Annotated in this window: 18 protein-coding genes; 13 read left to right on the forward strand and 5 right to left on the reverse strand. The window is 63.8% G+C overall.

Annotation, left to right across the window (positions count from 1 at the left end; all coding sequences use genetic code 11):
- The first annotated feature begins 64 nt into the window (after positions 1-64).
- Complete coding sequence (locus AB4118_RS15715; RefSeq protein ID WP_069878361.1) at positions 65-730, forward strand: L,D-transpeptidase; 666 nt, start codon at positions 65-67, stop codon at positions 728-730.
- A 4-nt stretch (positions 731-734) separates the two neighbouring features.
- Here the strand turns inward: AB4118_RS15715 and AB4118_RS15720 are convergent, their stop codons facing one another.
- On the reverse strand, positions 735-1625 hold the full coding sequence (locus tag AB4118_RS15720) for an aldose epimerase family protein (protein WP_441490605.1): 891 nt from the start codon (positions 1623-1625) through the stop codon (positions 735-737).
- 10 nt (positions 1626-1635) lie between these two features.
- A complete protein-coding gene (locus AB4118_RS15725; RefSeq protein ID WP_441490814.1) occupies positions 1636-2373 on the reverse strand; it encodes an IclR family transcriptional regulator domain-containing protein in 738 nt (245 codons plus the stop codon).
- A 112-nt stretch (positions 2374-2485) separates the two neighbouring features.
- Between AB4118_RS15725 and AB4118_RS15730 the strand changes: the two genes are divergently transcribed.
- The 8 genes from AB4118_RS15730 to AB4118_RS15765 all read left to right on the forward strand — a co-directional run bounded on the left by AB4118_RS15730 (position 2486) and on the right by AB4118_RS15765 (position 9709).
- The gene (locus AB4118_RS15730; RefSeq protein WP_441490606.1) at positions 2486-3343 is read left to right on the forward strand and encodes a CoA transferase subunit A; all 858 of its coding nucleotides are present in this window, start codon (positions 2486-2488) and stop codon (positions 3341-3343) included.
- A gap of 41 nt (positions 3344-3384) precedes the next feature.
- Positions 3385-4155, forward strand: coding sequence for a CoA-transferase subunit beta (locus AB4118_RS15735; protein WP_441490815.1), 771 nt, complete (start codon positions 3385-3387; stop codon positions 4153-4155).
- Entirely contained in the window at positions 4152-4862 is a 711-nt protein-coding gene (gene pcaH, locus AB4118_RS15740) for a protocatechuate 3,4-dioxygenase subunit beta (protein ID WP_069878356.1), read from the forward strand. The genes AB4118_RS15735 and pcaH overlap by 4 nt, the downstream gene beginning before the upstream one ends.
- On the forward strand, positions 4855-5433 hold the full coding sequence (pcaG, locus tag AB4118_RS15745) for a protocatechuate 3,4-dioxygenase subunit alpha (protein WP_441490607.1): 579 nt from the start codon (positions 4855-4857) through the stop codon (positions 5431-5433). The genes pcaH and pcaG overlap by 8 nt, the downstream gene beginning before the upstream one ends.
- 100 nt (positions 5434-5533) lie before the next feature.
- Positions 5534-6457 (forward strand): 2-dehydro-3-deoxygalactonokinase, encoded by a 924-nt coding sequence (locus tag AB4118_RS15750; protein WP_441490608.1) that lies wholly within the window; start codon positions 5534-5536, stop codon positions 6455-6457.
- On the forward strand, positions 6454-7362 hold the full coding sequence (locus AB4118_RS15755) for a ribokinase (protein ID WP_441490609.1): 909 nt from the start codon (positions 6454-6456) through the stop codon (positions 7360-7362). Before AB4118_RS15750 ends, AB4118_RS15755 begins: the two co-directional genes overlap by 4 nt.
- Before the next feature lie 150 nt (positions 7363-7512).
- A complete protein-coding gene (locus AB4118_RS15760; protein WP_441490610.1) occupies positions 7513-8064 on the forward strand; it encodes a retropepsin-like aspartic protease family protein in 552 nt (183 codons plus the stop codon).
- Positions 8065-8209: 145 nt separating this feature from the next.
- The gene (locus AB4118_RS15765) at positions 8210-9709 is read left to right on the forward strand and encodes a phosphomannomutase/phosphoglucomutase (protein WP_441490611.1); all 1500 of its coding nucleotides are present in this window, start codon (positions 8210-8212) and stop codon (positions 9707-9709) included.
- Positions 9710-9849: 140 nt separating this feature from the next.
- On the opposite strand, the gene AB4118_RS15770 is transcribed toward AB4118_RS15765, so the two are convergent.
- From AB4118_RS15770 to AB4118_RS15780, 3 genes are all read right to left on the reverse strand, one after another.
- Entirely contained in the window at positions 9850-10467 is a 618-nt protein-coding gene (locus AB4118_RS15770) for a TadE/TadG family type IV pilus assembly protein (protein WP_441490612.1), read from the reverse strand.
- A gap of 9 nt (positions 10468-10476) precedes the next feature.
- Positions 10477-11175 carry a TadE/TadG family type IV pilus assembly protein gene (locus AB4118_RS15775; protein WP_441490613.1) on the reverse strand — a complete coding sequence of 233 codons (699 nt, stop codon included), beginning with the start codon at positions 11173-11175 and terminating at the stop codon, positions 10477-10479.
- A gap of 119 nt (positions 11176-11294) precedes the next feature.
- A complete protein-coding gene (locus AB4118_RS15780) occupies positions 11295-11804 on the reverse strand; it encodes a pilus assembly protein N-terminal domain-containing protein (protein WP_441490614.1) in 510 nt (169 codons plus the stop codon).
- 414 nt (positions 11805-12218) lie between these two features.
- Here AB4118_RS15780 and AB4118_RS15785 point away from each other — a divergent pair, with 414 nt between their 5' ends.
- The 4 genes from AB4118_RS15785 (at position 12219) to AB4118_RS15800 (ending at position 15402) form a co-directional block, all read left to right on the forward strand.
- Entirely contained in the window at positions 12219-12386 is a 168-nt protein-coding gene (locus AB4118_RS15785) for a Flp family type IVb pilin (protein WP_441490615.1), read from the forward strand.
- Between the two features lie 143 nt (positions 12387-12529).
- Positions 12530-13042: an A24 family peptidase gene (locus AB4118_RS15790; RefSeq protein WP_441490616.1), complete on the forward strand. Its 513-nt coding sequence runs from the start codon at positions 12530-12532 to the stop codon at positions 13040-13042.
- A gap of 117 nt (positions 13043-13159) precedes the next feature.
- Positions 13160-13936, forward strand: a complete 777-nt coding sequence (cpaB, locus tag AB4118_RS15795) for a Flp pilus assembly protein CpaB (RefSeq protein ID WP_441490617.1) — start codon at positions 13160-13162, stop codon at positions 13934-13936.
- On the forward strand, positions 13933-15402 hold the full coding sequence (locus tag AB4118_RS15800) for a type II and III secretion system protein family protein (RefSeq protein ID WP_441490618.1): 1470 nt from the start codon (positions 13933-13935) through the stop codon (positions 15400-15402). The genes cpaB and AB4118_RS15800 overlap by 4 nt, the downstream gene beginning before the upstream one ends.
- The last annotated feature ends 3 nt before the right edge of the window (positions 15403-15405 follow it).

Genomic DNA, 15405 nt, shown 5'->3' on the forward strand with positions numbered 1-15405 from the left:
CGGCGGAGCATCGCATCCGACAACGCCGAATTCTTGCAACGGTTGCGTCTTCAGGAGTGGTGTGATGCGTCGCGTCCTCGGCGTCCTCGCCGTATTGTTTCTTTCGCTTGCCGGCTTGGCTTCGGCCCAGGCCGGCGTTCAGGTCCGCGTCGACCTTGCTGCCCAGCGCATGCAGGTGACGACCACTGACGGAGAGATCTACAATTGGGCGATCTCATCCGGCCGCAAGGGGTTCCGCTCGCCCAACGGCGTCTATAGCCCGACGCGGCTGGAGCGGAGCTGGTACTCCCGTAAATATGGCGGAGCGATGCCCTATTCCGTGTTCTTCCGTGGTGGCTATGCCATCCACGGCACGACAGCGGTGGGCGCACTCGGCCGGCCGGCATCGCATGGCTGCATCCGGCTGCATCCCGCCCATGCCGCCAAGCTGTTTGCGCTGGTCAAGAAGCACGGTGCCGGCCAGACGCGCATTGCGCTGAATGGAGCCAGCTCGGACGGGCTGTCGCAATTTGCCAGGGCAGGCGGTGCCAAGAGCAAGCTCGCGAAGGCGCCTCAAAAGAGCAAGGTCGCCCTCGCGCAGTCGAAATCCAAGCAGCGTGCGGCCGCGATCGCGCATCAGCGTGGCGCGCCGAACTGGGACGCGGCGCGTGATCAGCTCTTCATGCGGCCGACCCTGCCGCCCAACGCCTATGGCTACCAGCCCTACCGGGCCGGGCCGACCTGGAGATAAGGGGTCAGATCGCCTCCACGGCGATCCGCATCCAGCCGCTGAGCGTCTCGCCCGGCTGAAGCCGGGTGAGCGGAGAGGCCGCGCGCGCTGCAGCCTCGCTCGGCGAACCGATGGCGTGGCTTTGCGGCTCGACGCAGAGGAAGTCGGCACCAGGAGGCGCCCATACGACCGGGCAGCGAAGCGTTTCGCTTGCCGTGACGGTGATGGCGACGCCGCGCGACGGTGTTTCCATGCGCGCAGTGCCATCCCAACTGAGGAAGCTCCAGGCCGTTTCTGCCTGAGTTGCGAAGAGCGGGTTGGCGGCATAGGGGCCGCCATCTGCGAGCGGTTGCGAGCCGGTCGCGCGGAAGCCGTTGCCGAGGATCAATGCGCCGTCGGAGCGCATCCTGAGGCGCGTATCCGCCGCCGCGGGAAACCAGGGATGCAGCCCGAAACCAAAGGGTAGGGCCACATCCGCCTCGGTTATGATCGCAAGGGCGATGGTCATACCGGAATCGTCGAGGCTGATCTCCTGCCGCGCGCGGTAGCGGTAGGGATCTTCACCGGCGCTGCGCCGATGTTCCAGGACGGTATGGCCGTGGTCATACCGCAGGACCTCCCAGTCCGACTGCCAGCCGAAGCCATGAATGCTGCCTGTTCCCGCAGGATCGTTGGCCGGCACCCGAAAGCGCTGCTCGCCATCGTCGATGACGCAATCGAAGGCGCGATTGGCAAAGGGCAGCATGGCCCAGCTGCCGAAGCGATTGGGGGCCGCGATCGAGGGAACCGCCCCCGCCGGCGCCCGCAGAAGCGAACGCAACTGCCCGTCAGGCGCGCGCCATTCGAGCGCGGTCACCATCGCACCGACCTCGGGCGCGATCGCGGCGGAGAGAGGCCCGGACTGCAGGGTAAGCATCGTGATGTCCTTACTTGATCAGCGGGCGTAGCATCGCCTGCATCGAGCGCATGCGCGGCAGGAACTGCGCCACCATCTCCTCCGCCGAGGTTCGCTGCACCTGCCCGGAAATATTGAAGGCGGCAACGGTCTCGCCACGCGCATTGGCGAGGGGGAGTGCCATCGAGATCAGGCCAAGTTCCAGTTCCTGATCGACCACGCTGTAACCCTGTTCGCGTGCCGCCGCCAAGGCGGCCATGATCCGTTCCGGCTCCGTTACGGTATGAGGCGTCAGCGCTCGCGGCCGGCCGGCCAGAATCCGTTCGCGGGCCTCGTCCGGTGGCAGCGCTGCGAGAAGGACGCGCCCCATCGAGGTGCAGAAGGCGGGCAGGCGCGAGCCGACGGAAAGGCCGACGGACATGATCCGCCTCTGCGCCGAACGCGCGATATAGACGATCTCGTGCCCGTCGAGCAGCGAGGCCGAGGAGGATTCATGGGTTTCCTCGGACAACCGCTCCAGGAAGGGCTGGACGAGCTGGGGCAGGGCGCTGGAGGCCAGCCAGGCATGGCCGAGCCTGAGCACGCGCGGCGTCAGCCGGAAGAACTTGCCGTCGAATTCAGCGTAGCCGATCCTTGTGAGCGTCAGAAGGCAGCGCCGGGCCGCCGCGCGAGACAATTCGGTGGCGCGCGCCACGTCTGCAATCGTGAGCTTCTCATGCGCCGCGTCGAAGCATTCGATCACGGCCAGCCCCTTTTCCAGGGCGGCCATATGGTCGCGATCCGACGTTGCAGTGTCCAATCTTGACCCCTGTTGACGCAATGGGTATTGTTCGAAAATCAAAACTATGTGCGATTAACGCACAAAACGAGGGGATGTCAAGGTGGCTGAGTTCGTCTCCCTCGCCGAGGGAATCGAGACGGTGGTGCGTGACGGCTGCTCCGTCGCGATGGAAGGCTTCACTCACCTCATCCCGCATGCTGCCGGGCATGAGGCGATCCGTCAGGGCCGCAAGCGGCTGACGCTGATCCGCATGACGCCGGACCTGATCTATGATCAGATGATCGGGGTGGGCTGCGCCGAGAAGCTGGTCTTCTCCTGGGGCGGCAACCCTGGCGTAGGCTCGCTGCATCGCCTGCGCGATGCAGTCGAGAATGGCTGGCCGCATAAGCTCGAGCTTGAAGAGCACAGCCACGCCGCCATGGCCAATGCCTACGAGGCGGGCGCCGCCAACCTGCCCTTCGCGGTGTTTCGCGGCTACAAGGGCGTCGATCTGCCCAAGGTCAATCCCCGGATCAAATCCGTCACCTGCCCCTATACCGGGGAAGTCCTGGCGACAGTTCCCGCCATCCGGCCCGACGCCGCCGTCATTCATGCACAGAAGGCGGATCGCGAAGGCAATGTCCTGCTCGAAGGCATTGTTGGCGTGCAGAAAGAGGCCGTACTGGCGGCCAGGCGTTCGCTGGTTACCGTCGAGGAGATCGTCGAGGACTTTGGTCCACGCAATGCCAATGCCGTCATCCTGCCGTCCTGGGCGGTGACCGCCATCGCCAGGGTGCCGGGCGGAGCCTACCCATCCTACGCCCACGGTTATTACAAGCGCGCCAACGACTTCTACATTGCCTGGGACAAGATCGCCCGGGAGCGCGACACATTCATGGCCTGGATGAAGGCAAATGTCCTGGAGCAGGGGCCGGAGGTGTTTGCGCACCATGCCGGCCTTGCTCGGCAGGCAGCGTGAGGATCAGCGCCATGAGCGATACTCCCATGAGCCATACTCCCATGAGCCACACGCCCACCGAGATGATGAGCATTGCGGCTGCCCGCCTGCTGACCAATGACGATGTCTGCTTCGTCGGTATCGGCGCACCCTCGGCCGCCTGCAACCTGGCGCGCCTGACCCATGCCCCGAAGATCACGCTGATCTACGAATCCGGTACGCTCTCGACCCGTCCCTCGGTGCTGCCGCTCTCGATCGGCGACGGCGAACTCTGTGATACCGCGCTGACCACGGTCGGCGTGCCCGAGATGTTTCGCTACTGGCTGCAGGGCGGCCGGATCACCATTGGTTTCCTGGGCGGTGCGCAGATCGATCGCTACGCCAATCTGAACACCACGGTCGTCGGGGACTATGCCGCGCCGAAGGTGAGGCTTCCCGGCGGCGGCGGCGCGCCGGAAATCGCCAGCAATTGCGGCGAGATCTTCATCACGATGGCGATGGGCTCGCGCGCCTTCGTCGAAACGCTGCCCTTCATCACGTCCTTCGGCCACGGCAAGGGCAGGGGCGATCGGGAACGGCTCGGCCTCAAGACCAAGGGGCCGACCAAGGTGATCACAGATCTTTGCGTCATGGAACCCGATGCCGAGACCGCCGAGCTGACTGTGACTGCGCTGCATCCTGGCGTGACGCGGGATCAGGTTCAGGCCGGTTGCGGCTGGACCTTGCGTTTCGCTGGCGAACTCGTCGAAACTCCGGCGCCGACCGTGCAGGAGATCGAGATCCTGCGCGATCTGCACGCCCGGACCAAGCGAGCGCATGGAGTAGCGGCATGAGCCTGATCTATCCACGCGATGGCCTGAAGGCCCATCCGCTCAACGCGTCGCCGGCCTATACGAGCACGCTGAAGCGCGCCCCTTCGCAGCCGTTGATCCTGCTGCCGCATACGCTGTCGGAGATCAGCGGTCCGGCGTTCGGTCATAGCGCCGTGCAAGCCGGCGATTCGGATCTCACCCTGCAGCATGAGGGCGAGCCGCTCGGCGAGCGGATCATCGTGACGGGCCGGGTGCTCGACGAGGATGGCAGGCCGGTGCCGCATACCCTGGTCGAGATCTGGCAAGCTAACGCGGCAGGGCGCTACGTCCATCTGCGCGATCAGCATCCCGCGCCGCTCGACCCGAATTTCACGGGAGCTGGCCGCGCCATGACCGATGCGGAAGGGCGCTATCGCTTCGTCACGATCAAGCCCGGCGCCTATCCCTGGCGCAACCATCACAATGCCTGGCGCCCGGCCCATATCCATTTCTCGTTGTTCGGGCCGAGCTTCCTCTCGCGCGTGATCACCCAGATGTATTTCCCGGGCGATCCGCTCTTCGCCTACGACCCGATCTTCCAGTCGATCCCGGACGCGAAGGCACGGGAGCGCCTGATCTCGCGCTTCGACATCGACACGACCGAACCGGAATGGGCGCTCGGATACCAGTTCGACATTGTCCTGCGCGGTCGCGACGCGACGCCGCTCGAGGAGCCGCATGATGACTGAGCGCAAAGCCCCCTTGGGCCTCACCCCCTCGCAGACGGTCGGCCCCTTCTACGCCTATGCGCTGACGCCCCGCGCCTATGGCGGTTCGGAGCTGGCCAATGAGCGGATTGCAACCGAAGGCGTCGCGGGCGAACGCGTCACCATTCGCGGCCATGTCCTCGATGGCGATGGCGAGCCGGTCCCGGACGCCATGATCGAGGTCTGGCAGGCCGACGCGGATGGACGCCACAATGCCGGGAGCAATGCCGGCTTCACAGGCTTCGGCCGGGCGGAAACCTCGCCGGAGGGCTTTTTCCACTTCGAGACGGTGCGGCCGGGCGCCGTGGAGGGGCTAAACGGTACGAGGCAGGCGCCCCATCTCGCTGTCTCGGTCTTCGCGCGCGGGCTCCTGCTCCGGCTGGTGACCCGCGTCTATTTCTCGGACGACCCTGCCAATGCGTCCGATCCCGTGCTCGCGCTGGTCCCGCATGAGCGGCGTGAAACGCTGATCGCGCAACGTGGCCCGGACGGCGTCTTCCATTTCGACATCCGGCTGCAGGGCGAAGGCGAGACGGTGTTCTTCGACGTCTGAGCCCGTGCGGCATGTGCGGGCTTGACCCCGGCTTGCGGGCCAAGGAGATAGTCGGGTCAGCGCTCTGCTTCGCCCGCGCCTGATGCGGCAAGGCAGGGCCATGACCGACGCCGTGCCGGAGCCCGCCATGCCGAAACCCTTGATCGCGCTCGACTGGGGCACCACCCGTGCCCGCGCCTTCCTCATCGGCGCGGACGGCCACGTGATGGACCGGCGGGTTGCGGATCAGGGCATCCAATCCGTGTCGGCGGGAGGTTTCCCGGCCGCTTTCGAGGGGATCGCCGGTGATTTCCGCCGCAGGCGGCCGGATGCCGCGATCGTGCTCGCCGGCATGGTCGGCAGCCGCAATGGCTGGGTCGAGGCGCCTTACGTCGCGTGCCCGGCCTCAATCGAAGCGCTGGCAGATGCCGGCATCGCGGTGACGCTGGAGGACGGAACACGCGCAACCGTGCTGCCCGGCCTGTCCTGGGACGATGGTTCCTTCGATGTCATGCGTGGCGAGGAAACTCTGATCGTCGGACTCGGTCTCGACGAGGGCATTGCCTGCTTGCCCGGCACCCATTCGAAATGGGCTGAAGTGCGGGCCGGCCGGATCGCGCGCTTTGCCAGCTTCATGACCGGCGAGATCTACGGCCTGCTGCGTCAGCATTCGATTCTGGCGCGCCTCGCCGAAGAGCCCTCTGGAGACGACGCAAGCACCGGCGCCGCACGCGGTTTTGCTGCAGCAGCGCGGCCTGCCGGGCTGCTCAACGCAGCCTTTGCGGCGCGTACCGAGGTGCTGGCGGGGCGAATGGGCGGCGGCGCGGTCGGGCCCTATCTCTCGGCGCTTCTGGTCGGCCAGGAGATTGCCGGCGTGCAGGCGTTGTTCGGACGCCCTGCCACGGTCCATCTCGTGGCCGATGGAGCGCTGGCTGCGAGCTATGGAGCGGCGTTCGAGACGGCGGGCCTGCCCTTCCGAATCACGACACCGGAAGACGCCTTTGTCGCGGGTGTGAAGCGTCTGGCTGCGAGGCTGGTGGCGTGATCACCGTCTTCGGATCGCTGAATGTCGATCTGGTCACGCCCGTCGAGCGCCTGCCGGGAGCCGGCGAGACGGTGATCGGACCGGGCTATGCGCTGCATCCCGGCGGCAAGGGGGCGAACCAGGCGCTTGCCGCCCGCCGGGCGGGCGCCGAGGTCGTGCTCGCCGGCGCTGTCGGGCGTGACGCCTTTGCCGAGATCGCCCTGTCCCTGCTGGCCGTCGACGGAGTCGACCTCGCGCTTGTCGAGCGGGTCGAGGCGCCGACGGGTGCCGCCTTCATCGCGGTCGATGCAGCCGGCTCCAATCAAATTGTGGTGGCGGCCGGCGCGAATGCCCAGGCCCGGGCCGCTGGCTTGCGCGACCTGCCGCTTGGCCAGCGTAACATCCTGTTGCTGCAGCGCGAGGTTCCGGAGACGGAGTGCATCGCGGCGGCCCGGCTGGCGAGGCAGGCGGGCGGGCGCGTCATCCTGAACCTGGCGCCGGCCGGCACGCCTGCTCCCGAATTGCTCGATTGCCTGGACATGCTGATCGTCAACGAGCACGAGGCGCTGGTGCTTGCCAGCGCTTGGGGTTGGGCCGAGCGGGAGCCTGACGCCTTTGCGCAGCGCGTCGATGCCGAGCGCGGCATTGCCTGTGTCGTCACGCTCGGTGGCGAGGGCGTCGTCGGCTGGCATGGCGGCGTTCGCCGCCGCCTCGAAGCGCCGAAGGTCGAGGTTGTCGACACGGTCGCGGCCGGAGACAGCTTCGTCGGGGCCTTCGCGGCGGCGCTCGATGCCGGCTATGGTTTTTCAGGCGCGCTTCAGCGCGGGCTCGCAGCCGGCTCGCTCGCCTGCACGGTGTCCGGTGCGCAACCAAGCGTGCCACGCCGGCCGGAGATCGAGGCACTGGCCGGTGCCGGCTTCCTCTGAGATGCCCTCGATGTGGATGACGATACGTTAAGCCTGTTTGGATTCATCGGGTCGGAGCTTGGCCGAACCCGCCAATCCGCCCCTTCCCATTCATTCTTCGGCAGTGTCCCAGGTGCAGCATCCCGGGAACGTGGCGGAGACTGAAAGCAGATGGCGCAACGGCCCATCATCTGGGCACTCGGAATAGCCTTTACCGTCGGTTATGGCGCGATGTCATACGGCACGCGTCTGGCAGGCTATGTCGAGGATGATGACACGCCCCGCGCGGCGGCTGTCGCCACCGGTGCGCGACCGCCCGCGTCACCGCCTCCAGTCGCCCGATCGATCGAACCTCCGATGGTCACCGTGGCGGCCGATTCTCGCGGTCACTACATGGTCCATCCGACCATCGACAATTACCGCGTCAGGATGCTGGTCGATACCGGTGCGAGTTTCATCGCGTTGACGGAGAGCGATGCCCTGGGGCTCGGCATCCGCCCTGCAGCTTCCGACTACAAGATCACGCTGCGCACAGCCAACGGCGTCGTACGGGGCGCCCGGGTGAACCTGCGCGAGGTCAGGCTCGGTGCTATCATCGTGCGCAATGTCGAGGCCATGGTGCTGCCCGCAGGCGCCCTCTCCGTCAGTCTGCTTGGAACCTCTTTCCTGAGCAAGCTCAAGGGCTACGAGGTCCAGACCGGTCGCATGATCCTGCGCGGTTAGGCGGTCTCCGGCGTTTCCTAATCGGCCGCGATCCGCTATGCCAAGTGTCCGTCAAGACGGCGTCGCTGCCGTGTCACGGTCAGGCTGCATTCATGTGGCTTGATGCTTCGTTCGCCCTGCATGTTCCCTTGCAATGGATGCCTTGATGTTCCCGAAGCCACTGCCTGAGCTGTTCCCGAATACCTTCGAGTATGAATCCCTACCGATGGTGAAGCCGACGGGGTTCCGCGAATATGACGCGCGCTGGTTCTTCGGCAAGGAACTGAACCTGATGGGCGTGCAGGCCGTCGGCATGGGCCTCGGCACGCTGATCAAGCGCATGGGCATCAAGCCCGAGATCGTCACCGGCCATGATTTCCGGGGCTACTCGTCGTCGATCAAGATGGCGCTGGTCACCGGCCTGATGGCGGCGGGCTGCAAGGTCCATGATATCGGCCTCGCCATGTCGCCGATGGCGTATTTCGCCCAGTTCGCGCTCGACGTTCCCTGCGTCGCGATGGTCACGGCCTCGCATAACGACAATGGCTGGACCGGCGTGAAGATGGGCGCGCAGCGCCCTGTCACCTTCGGCCCCGACGAAATGGGCCAACTCCGCGACATCGTGCTCGCGGCCGATTTCGAGCTGTCGGGCGGCGGCTCCTATGTCTTCGTTCCCGATTTCCCGGCTCTCTACATCAAGGACCTGACCAACCGGCCGAAGATCACGCGCAAGCTCAAGGTCATCGCGGCTTGCGGCAACGGCACGGCTGGCGCCTTCGCCCCGCAGATCCTGGAGGCGATCGGCTGCGAGGTCATCCCGATGGATGCCGAGCTCGACCACTCCTTCCCGCGTTACAATCCCAACCCCGAAGACATGAAGATGCTGCATGCCATGGCAGATGCCGTGAAGCAGCATGGCGCTGATGTTGCGCTCGGCTTCGACGGCGACGGCGACCGCTGTGGCGTGGTCGACAATCACGGCGAGGAGATCTTCGCCGACAAGATCGGCGTGATGCTGGCGCGCGACCTCGGCAGGCTGCATCCGGGAGCGCAGTTCGTCGTCGACGTGAAATCGACCGGTCTCTTCATCACCGACCCCGAGTTGCAGAAGCTCGGGGTGAAGACCGATTACTGGAAGACCGGCCATTCCTACATCAAGCGCCGCGTCCGCGATCTAAATGCGCTGGCGGGGTTCGAGAAGTCGGGCCATTTCTTCTTCAACGCGCCGGTCGGGCGCGGCTATGACGATGGTGTGGTCACGGCGCTGGCGGTCATCGACATGCTCGACCGCAATCCGGACAAGTCGATGGCGGAACTCTATGCCGCGGTTCCCAAGACCTGGGGCACGCCGACCATGGCCGCCAAATGCGCCGACGAGATCAAGTACGAGGTCAGCGATCGCGTGACGAAGCGGATCGAGGCCATGCAGACCAAGGGCGAAACCATCGCCGGCCAGAAGATCCGCGACGTGATCACCGTCAACGGCGTTCGCGTCGTCAACGAGGATGGCACCTGGGGGCTGGTCCGCGCTTCCTCAAACAAGCCGGAGCTTGTCGTCGTCTGCGAAAGCCCGGTCTCGGAAGCGCGGATGCGCGAGATGTTTGCAGCCATCGACGGCGTGCTGCGCGAAAACCCGGAGGTCGGCGCCTACAACCAGACGATCTGAGATCGTCAGGCCGGTTCGCTCTGCGCGAGCCGGCCCTGTCCGGTATGGATCATCGGTCCGGCTATCCGATCCAATGATCTAAACTTCTATATTTGCATGGGCTTTCCCGAAAGCTGCAACCCAATTTTTGGGCCCGTGCTTCAGGTCGGACACATCGCCAAGTTTGCGCGCTCCACCTGTTCGACCTTGGTGGTGCCGCCGATCTTGCCCAGGCGCGGGCGCATGTAGAGATCGGTGCTCTTGATATTGATCGTGCCCGTGATGGCTGAGCCGATCGTGGGAGTGTAGCGATAGGTGGTGCGGGCCAGAATCACCGAACTGTTTGGCACTCGCAGGTCTGTCGGCAGGGCGAATGCGGAGCCGCGCGACAGCGCGCTTCCGGTCGGGTTCGAGTCGCTCCAGCAGACTTTGGCGTTCCCAGAGCCGTCGACCACGATACTGGCGACCACCATGCTAGGGGGTACCTTGGTAAATGGCTCCATCACCATGGTGCTCGCGGCGAAGATGTTGGCGAGTTCGGTATTGCTGATCGTGGCCGCTTGCGAGGTGAGATCGGCCAAGGTCCGGTTGAGCTGAGTGACCTTGCGATCGATCATCACGCCTTGAGCCACCTGGACCACACCAAAATAGATGGTGAGCATCGGCACGAGGATCAGTGCAAACTCGACCGCAGCCACGCCCTCGCGCTCATGAAGCAAACGTTGAAGGCGGTGCTGAAACCGCGCCGCCGAACCATGGGAAGAGGGAAACTTCGCCATGATGTGCTCTTAACTTTTCAGGCCAAGAAATGGCTCGGTACGGAACGTCGTGGTGGCGATGAGTGCGCGTCGATCGGTGCCAAGGTTCACCAGCGCGCTATTCCAGCTGCTGACCAAGACGGGGTATTCAAGCACCGCTCGCACGACGAGGATCTGGCTGGGCTGTGGATCGGCGTAGCCAAAGCCGGACGTATCGAGCGCGCCCCCTTTGACCGGATTGCTTCCGGTCGTGCCAGTGCGAGCAGTTGCGAAAGACGTATAGGTCCGGACATCGATCGTTAGATTGTCGCAGTTCATCAGTCCCGGAGCGTTGTTGCAGAGGTCTCGCTTGAAGGCCTCCGTTTTTGCGGCGGCGCTGCCTGAATAGCGCGTGAGCGCTTCACCGGTCAGGAGTTGGCGTGACGTCTGGGACACAGCTTCCTCGAGAATCTGGCTTGTCCAGAACATCAACGCCGTTTCGAGAATGGCGAACATCAGCATGAGGAACGGGATGCCGATGAACCCGAATTCCACGGCCGTGACGCCGGCCTCGTCGCTCCGGAAGCGCTTGATGACGTGCCAGGGACGCTGTCTCTCGCGGCGGCTCCGGATGCTGTCTCGCACGGTCACGTGAATCGTCATGGCCTGATACATCCGATAGCGGCTTGACCACACGTCCTGAGCCAGCGCGATGCGACGGCTTGCCCCAAGCGGGAACGGCGGTGCCACCACCGATCCACTCGGAGGCTACACAGAAAGGATTTCCGATCTGTTAGGGGCCCATGCGGTGAAGCGCTGTCAGCGTTAGCTAGTCATTCACCCTGCTGCGCCAATCGCTCCGTCTTCGCCTATTTTTCGTTGCCGGTCGCCAGGGCGTTGCGGCGAGTGGTCTGGCCACCGACCTCGCCGAAATAGCGATTGGCGTCGCCGAGCTGCATCGAAGGCTGGCAGGTTGGTGTGCAGGAGTAGCTCTCGCGCTCCAGCCCGCGCTGGACTGTGAGAATGGAATCCGCGGCGGCGCTCACGCGCACGAGGGATTCGGCCAGAAGGGTGCCGCTTGCGTCGAGTGCGATCAGGTTGGTCACACCGAAGCTCTTGCCGGTCACCACCATGATTCCGTTCTTCTGGACGGTGACGTCGGCGATGCCGGGATTGCCAACGATAACGGTCTGCGCCCTTTCCGGCAGCCTTACGACCTTGGCATGATCAACGGTGACGACGACGGTCTCCGGTCTGTTCTGCTCGGCTGCAGCCTGAACCACCCGGGCCGGGGCCAGCAGGAACAGAGTCGACAGGGTCGCTGCCAATATCCAGCCGCGAAAGCGATGAGGGGCCGTGGAGGGCAGGACAGTCGACATGGCGTGCGGCCCAAGATTTCCAACATCGGGAGCAAAGCCGAAAATGATGAATCAATCCCTAAGGCCTTCAGAATGAGGCGATTAGACCGGTCTCTGCATCTAGAAGGCGCCGTGTTCAGTTTTGTATTTGACCTATCAATGCCAGAGTGTCGTTCGTAACCTAAGGAAATATGCTTCTGATGGAGCGTATAATATTAGAAAATAGAAACTTTGAGTAAAAATTCACTATTCTAATGGCTCATCTATGTTGTAAATTCGACGTTAACCATCGAGTAGATGTTTTTGAGATCGCACGAATTCTTCGGTTCGTTTAACTGATCGGCAATAAGCGAGAGGTAATGTCCTCCTTGTCGCTGACCGAAGCCGCTCAGAGCGAAGGCAGCAGTCAAACCGTGGTGTAAAAGGAGTTCTCCCATGAAGAATCTGTTCGCTCGCTTCGCCAAGGACGAGTCCGGCGCGACCGCTATCGAGTACGGCCTGATCGCCGCTCTTATTGCCGTTGTCGCCATCACCGCGATGACCTCGGTCGGCACCGGCCTGACCGCCAAGTTCAACGAGATCGCGACCGAGCTCAACAAGTAAGCGACTCGCGGGCAGCGTCGCCGCTGCATGCAAGAGCTCTGGAGCGCTCCGGTTTACCGGGGCGCTTTTGCCTTTGAGGTAAGGCTTTGGTGACGTCGCTCCAGTCATGATGCATGGAGCCCTCTCTGCTCCTGGGTAGCCTCATGACGCTCGTTCTTATCGCCATGCTCGTGGTCTTTCCTGCTGCGATGGCTTACGCCGCGGCAAGCGATCTCTTCACCATGACCATTTCGAACAGGCTCTGCCTCCTGGTCATCGCCCTGTTTGCGCTGTGCGCCGGGCTTCTCGGAATGCCGTGGGGGCAGATCGGCTGGCATGTGGCGGCGGGCGGTCTGATGCTCGTTGTCTGTTTCGGCCTATTCGCCGCTGGTTGGATCGGTGGTGGCGATGCCAAGCTGGCGGCTGCAACAGCGCTTTGGTTCGGCTTCGAACAGCTCATGCCCTATCTCATGCTCGCTGCGGTGCTCGGTGGCGTGTTGACGCTCCTGATCGTAAAGCTGCGCTCGGGCCCGTTGCCGGCTCTCGCCGAGAACTGGTCATGGGCGAAGCGCCTGCATGCGGCAAACCAGGGCGTACCCTACGGAATAGCGCTGGCCTTGTCGGCGTTGATTGTCCTCCCGGAGACGGCTGTCTGGCGTGCTGCCATCGGCGTTTGAAGCCAGAGCTGAGGGTGAGACCGGCGAAAAATATACGTCCGATTAACCATAAGTTGACGATTCCCGCGGCACGATCCCCGACCAGAGCCAGCTCGTGTTGGCTGGGGATCGGTTGCCATGAGTCCTGCCCGCATCATCATCCTTGCTGTCGCGCTGATTGCGGGACTGGGCGCAGCGCTGCTGATCCAGCGCCCCAAGACGCCCTCGACGCCGGTGACGCGCTACGAGCCTGCACCCACGATCCCGGTTCTGGTCGCTTCGGCGGATATCCCCGTCGGCAACACGCTCACATCCAGCGACATGAAGTGGATCGACTGGCCCCTCGCCAGCATTCCATCGGGCGTCGTACGCAAGGACGAAGCACCCGAGGCTGAGACCGAGCTCGCCGGTCAACTGGCGCGCTTTGCGGTGTCGGGCGGCGAGCCGATCCGGCGCGAAAAGCTCATCCGTACGGACGGCACGGGCTTCCTCTCCGCGGTGTTGCCAGCGGGAAAGCGGGCCATCGCCATCAGCACGGACAGCCGTGGTGCCAATACGGCAGGCGGTTTCATCCTCCCCAACGACCGGGTCGACGTCGTCCGTACCTACAAGGAGGATAACGGCCCCAACGCGAACGAGAATTTCGTGAGCGAAACCATCCTGGTCAATGTCCGCGTGCTGGCGATCGGCCAGAACATCCAGGAGCGCAACGGCGAGAAAGTTGTCATCGGCGAGACGGCTACGCTCGAACTCGAGCCGCGTCAGGTCGAGGTCGTGGCCCAGGCGCAGAAGACCGGCACGCTCTCGCTTGCTCTACGCAGCCTCAAGGATGCAGGCGATGCCGGCCGACCCGCTGAAGAAGGCGGTTTGACCCTCGTGCGCTACGGCGTGACTAGCAGAAGTGTGAAGCCATGATCGTCAATCGCACTTTCGCATCTGCCGTTTCGGTCTTCGCGCTTCTCATCTCGGCTGCTTCGGCCGGAGCCCAGTCCAGTGGGCCGGCCCCCGTTCTGAACGTCAGTTCCAGTGAACACGCCATTGCGCGCAAGCTCGACCTCTCGATCGGCCGCTCGGTGATCGTTGAGCTGCCGCGCGACGCCAAGGAGGTCTTCGTCGCCAATCCGAAGGTGGCCAACGCAGTCGTTCGCTCGGCCCGCAAGCTCTTCATCATCGGCATTGCCGACGGCTCGACCTCGATGTTCGTCATCGATGCCGAAGGTCGCCAGATTTCCGCACTTGAGATCGAGGTCGGCCGAGATCTGAACGTACTGCGTCAGACGCTACGCGCGGCAATGCCGAGGGCGCAGATTGATGTCAAACCGGCGGGAAACTCGATTCTGCTGACCGGCAATGTCGCCAACGCTTCTGAAGCGACCCAGGCGGTCGACATCGCCAATGCCTTCGTTGGAACCTCGAGCGGATTGTTCACCTCGTCCAAGGGAGCAGTAATCAATTCGATGACCATCCGGGGCCGCGATCAGGTCATGGTCAAGGTCGTGGTTTCCGAGGTCTCGCGAAAGGCGATCAAGCAGCTCGGCATCAATTCGACAGGCGAATGGAAGCTGGGCAATTTCTCGGTCATGCCGACCCTCGACAATCCCTTCCCTCTGCAACCGCAGGCATTGGCCGCTACCGCCGTTACTGCTGGGATCGGCAATTCCAGTAACTTTACCCTGCGTGCACTTGAACGCGCGGGCCTCGCGCGCGTGCTGGCCGAACCCACCGTCACGGCAATCTCAGGTGAGAGCGCCAAATTCACGGCCGGCGGCGAAGTGCCGGTGCCGAAGGGCTACAACTGCCAGGATCCAACCGCCGCTTCCGTCTATGGGCGCTGCATGTTGCAGATCGAATACAAGCAGGTCGGTGTCGCTCTCAACTTCACGCCGATTGTCATGTCCGACAACAAGATCAGCATGCGCATCGCGACCGAGGTCACGGAACTCGATTTCGAGAACCAGCTCCGGCTGACCGACACGCGCAACTCGGGGCAGGAAGCCATCAACGCCCCAGCCTTCCGCGTCCGGAAATCGGACACCACTGTCGAGCTGCCATCGGGAGGGACATTGGCAACCGCGGGCCTGATCCAGCGCGTTTCGAAGCAATCGATCAACGGCTTCCCCGGTTTGATGAACCTGCCTGTCATCGGCGTGCTCTTCCGCTCGCGCGACTACCAACGCGAGGAGACGGAGCTGATGATCACGGCCACCCCCTATATCGCCAAGCCGATGGAGCCGAACCAGATCCAGCGCCCGGACGACGGCTTTGTCGATGCGCATGACGCACAGGCCATTCTGCTTGGACGATTGAACAAGATTTACGGCACCAATGGCGGGCCGCTGCCCCAGGCCTACAAGGGCCGGGTCGGCTTCATCGCCGACTGAGGA

The organism is Allobosea sp. 2RAB26 (assembly GCF_052115465.1).
GTDB lineage: Bacteria > Pseudomonadota > Alphaproteobacteria > Rhizobiales > Beijerinckiaceae > Allobosea.

Excerpts from the sequence above, each read along its gene's own strand:
- AB4118_RS15715 (WP_069878361.1), top strand. The coding sequence starts at position 65 with ATGCGTCGCGTCCTCGGCGTCCTCGCCGTATTGTTTCTTTCGCTTGCC.
- AB4118_RS15720 (WP_441490605.1), bottom strand. The coding sequence starts at position 1,625 with ATGCTTACCCTGCAGTCCGGGCCTCTCTCCGCCGCGATCGCGCCCGAG.
- AB4118_RS15725 (WP_441490814.1), bottom strand. The coding sequence starts at position 2,373 with ATGGCCGCCCTGGAAAAGGGGCTGGCCGTGATCGAATGCTTCGACGCG.
- AB4118_RS15735 (WP_441490815.1), top strand. The coding sequence starts at position 3,385 with ATGAGCCACACGCCCACCGAGATGATGAGCATTGCGGCTGCCCGCCTG.
- pcaH (WP_069878356.1), top strand. The coding sequence starts at position 4,152 with ATGAGCCTGATCTATCCACGCGATGGCCTGAAGGCCCATCCGCTCAAC.
- pcaG (WP_441490607.1), top strand. The coding sequence starts at position 4,855 with ATGACTGAGCGCAAAGCCCCCTTGGGCCTCACCCCCTCGCAGACGGTC.
- AB4118_RS15750 (WP_441490608.1), top strand. The coding sequence starts at position 5,534 with ATGACCGACGCCGTGCCGGAGCCCGCCATGCCGAAACCCTTGATCGCG.
- AB4118_RS15760 (WP_441490610.1), top strand. The coding sequence starts at position 7,513 with ATGGCGCAACGGCCCATCATCTGGGCACTCGGAATAGCCTTTACCGTC.
- AB4118_RS15765 (WP_441490611.1), top strand. The coding sequence starts at position 8,210 with ATGTTCCCGAAGCCACTGCCTGAGCTGTTCCCGAATACCTTCGAGTAT.
- AB4118_RS15770 (WP_441490612.1), bottom strand. The coding sequence starts at position 10,467 with ATGGCGAAGTTTCCCTCTTCCCATGGTTCGGCGGCGCGGTTTCAGCAC.
- AB4118_RS15780 (WP_441490614.1), bottom strand. The coding sequence starts at position 11,804 with ATGTCGACTGTCCTGCCCTCCACGGCCCCTCATCGCTTTCGCGGCTGG.
- AB4118_RS15785 (WP_441490615.1), top strand. The coding sequence starts at position 12,219 with ATGAAGAATCTGTTCGCTCGCTTCGCCAAGGACGAGTCCGGCGCGACC.
- AB4118_RS15790 (WP_441490616.1), top strand. The coding sequence starts at position 12,530 with ATGACGCTCGTTCTTATCGCCATGCTCGTGGTCTTTCCTGCTGCGATG.
- cpaB (WP_441490617.1), top strand. The coding sequence starts at position 13,160 with ATGAGTCCTGCCCGCATCATCATCCTTGCTGTCGCGCTGATTGCGGGA.
- AB4118_RS15800 (WP_441490618.1), top strand. The coding sequence starts at position 13,933 with ATGATCGTCAATCGCACTTTCGCATCTGCCGTTTCGGTCTTCGCGCTT.